The 3,073-nt window shown below is 47.2% G+C and carries 3 protein-coding genes; all 3 read left to right on the top strand.

Annotation, left to right across the window (positions count from 1 at the left end; translation table 11 throughout):
• The coding region (locus B3F49_RS00320; RefSeq protein WP_293908480.1) for a sedoheptulokinase at positions 1–1,146 on the top strand (1,146 nt) is incomplete at its 5' end.
• 577 nt (positions 1,147–1,723) lie between these two features.
• Complete coding sequence (locus tag B3F49_RS00315; protein ID WP_293908479.1) at positions 1,724–1,906, top strand: hypothetical protein; 183 nt, start codon at positions 1,724–1,726, stop codon at positions 1,904–1,906.
• A 446-nt stretch (positions 1,907–2,352) separates the two neighbouring features.
• On the top strand, positions 2,353–3,073 hold a 721-nt coding region (locus B3F49_RS00310), incomplete at its 3' end, for a HipA domain-containing protein (protein ID WP_293908478.1).

Genomic DNA, 3,073 nt, shown 5'->3' with positions numbered 1-3,073 from the left:
TGCGTGACCGGCCAAGTGCATGGCATCCTCTACCATGATGCTTCAGGTTCGGCAGTTTCTCCCCTGTATACCTGGCTCGATCGCAGGGCGATGGAAAAGGTGGATGGTATCGATTCCCAACAGCTGTTGTATGAGAAAACCGGGGCCTTGCTGCCTTCGGGCTATGGGCTTTTGGCCCACTACGCCAACCGAAGGCTGAACAATGTTCCTCCCCATGCAACAGGCTTCTGCGGTATTCTCGAGTATATTACTGGTCGATTGGTGGGCTGTGTCATCGAAAAGTCCGACCCGAGCTGCCTGGGTCCGTTCGGCTCTTTCGACCCAATTACGTCGACTTTTGATGAACGAGTCCTTACAGAAGTATTTGATACACAAGGGAAGCGGTTTCTTCTTGCCTCCAAGCCGTTTGAATTGGCCGGCTACACCTCCGATGGAGTTGCTGTCACCTATCCGGTCGGGGACAACCAGGCAGGCTTTTTCGGCTTGGTTTCCGATTGGCCTCATTCGGCCTTGGTAAGCATGGGAACCAGCGGCCAGATTTCCCTGTTCAGCACCAACACACAGTGTCCTTCCTCCATGGAGCTCAGGCCGTTTCTCGGCCAGGGGTATTTGCATGTCGGGGCGACCCTTACGGCTGGCAAGGCGTATGAGACGGTGCATCACTTCATCGCTTCCATCATCAGAAGTGCCGGGGTGGAGATCTCTGATGAGGCTGTGTTTGATCTCATGAAGAGAGAGGGAAGTGCCAACGGCATTCCCGGCTCCTTGACAGTCGATACCCGGTTCAACGGGTCTCGAAAGAATCCGAATGTTAGAGGGGCGATCAGCTCAATCCAGATGGATAATCTGACGCTCGGCAATCTGGTGGTGGGTACAATCGATGGAATTGTGGCTGAGTTGTACCAGTTTGGTCTTGATTCTAGAGAGGTGTTTCAACAAATCGAGCGGGTGGTCGCCACCGGTAGTTCCGTGCGCAAAAACCCCTTGTTTGTAGAGGCCTTGCACAGGAATTTCAAGCTACCGACCACCATCGCCCAAGTCGATGACGGGGCAGGCTTTGGCGCTGCCCTCATCGGGGCGGTGGCAACAGGGGCTGTGAGCCTCCCACAGGCAAAATCAGTTGTCGGGAGTATGATAGGATCGTAGGATATTCCTGCATCTGACCACTTTCTTCGCATGGAAAACAGCATGAACGTCTTGCCTGTTGCCGGTTCTGTATAGTCATGCACAGAGCCGGCAAGGGGTAGCTTGTTCTCCTTCATGAAGGCAATCGTTGTTGAAAAGACGTTCTCGGTATAGCATTCCACCGACAGGTATTCGAACGCGGGTACGGTCCACTGTGTCCAGCCTTCAGGAGCAAGCGCATCCTCAAGACTCTCTACCCCCAGAATACCGTTCAACAAGAGGTGGTATCGGATGTATTTCTTGCAATACGGCTTCAAGTGATGAATAATTGGCTATAAGTTGATGTTGGTTGACTATTGCATGGGAGGGAGTTATGGCTGGGACGTATAGTTCAATACATTTCAAATATGGGTTCCTCTTTATGGCAAGTTCGCTGTATTGTCTGGCTGCCTCACATGTTTTCTTACAGTACGCTCAGAATTCATCGTTCAACTTGCTCGGCGGTTTTGTGGGTTTGGCTTTTTCCTTATCATTGGCGGCCTTGTTATCAGCAAAACTACGTTTCAAGAATACCAAGTTGACTTTTATCCTCCAAGTGATGGGACTTATGTTGCTTCCCTATTTTGATATGTTTCAGATTGCAATATTCCAAATCAGATTCTCTCTCGAATCAGTCCTCTTCTATTTTTTGTTCATCAAGCTCATGGGCTTGGTGATTGAGAAGCGTCGCAACATCAGCCTGCTCGAAGCATCACAGGTGGAAAGCCGTGATGCTCGATGATGCATCAACATGAGGAGAGAACTATGATATGTTCCTATTGGGAACTGATATTCAGAACTACCTGAACGAACAGGGATATTCCAATGCTTCGATGGAGAGATCCCTTGGATTGCCTGCCAGAACATTGGAACGGTGGAAAAATGATAGGACGATAGTGCCTTCTGCAGCCGCTTTGGCTCTCATGAGGATTGTACGAACCTATCCATGGATATTCAAGGTTGCGGATGCCCCCTTCGATGAGGAAGAGGCATGTGCTATACTACGAAGACGTACAACTACGGATGCTGCTTCAAGTGATCAAACTCCCTAATCCATAGGGCTAACCATCGTCTTGTGATGTTTTTGAGCCCGAAGATTTTTGTAGAAAGTTATAGTATCATAAATACTCAATAGAACCTATTGATACTATAAAGATATCCTTGTATTCTTGTAGTGAAGAGGAAAATATGGATTATTCCCAGTATGCAAAGAATACGAAATTTTATTCTGGCAGTGAGGAAAAGATTGGTATTACCATCGGCTGCACAGACTATATACTCAAGTTTCAAAAATCCAGTGAGACTGGGCTGCTGAACAATACTATCTGTGAGTACATCGGATGTCATGTTTTTCAGATGCTGGGTATGCCTGTCCAAGAGACTTTTCTTGGAACCTATTCGGGCAGAGACGTAGTTGCACTTGAAGATTTTGTCAAGGAAAATCAGAAGTTTGTTCCGTTCAACGAAGTGGGGGATTCATCACTGGAACATGACCGAGATACGTATCAATACTCCTACTCCGATATCATGAGGATGCTTGAAGAGAATACAAAACTGACACGGATACCCGAAACAATCAATCAGTTTTGGCGTATCTATATCATAGACGCCTTGTTGGGGAATTTCGATAGACATGGCTCGAACTGGGGTTTTATCAAGGAGAACAATCGCTACACCCTTGCTCCGGTTTTCGATAATGGATCCTGTCTTTTTCCAAGAATACACACTGATGAGGCTTGTTTGGAAATAATTCGTGATCAGACCGAGATCAGTAAGCGGGTTTATACGTTTCCTACATCACAAATAAAGCTCAATAATGTAAAGAGCTCATATTTTGAAATTATTCACAGCCTCCAATTTCCTGAGTGCAATACTGCATTACAGGACATAACAAGCAAGGTGGATATGC

Origin of the sequence: Sphaerochaeta sp. UBA5836 (assembly GCF_002432845.1) — a bacterium.
Taxonomy (GTDB): domain Bacteria; phylum Spirochaetota; class Spirochaetia; order Sphaerochaetales; family Sphaerochaetaceae; genus Sphaerochaeta.
This window is presented reverse-complemented; position numbering and strand designations above follow the sequence as displayed.

Excerpts from the sequence above, each read along its gene's own strand:
- B3F49_RS00315 (WP_293908479.1), top strand. The coding sequence starts at position 1,724 with ATGGGACTTATGTTGCTTCCCTATTTTGATATGTTTCAGATTGCAATA.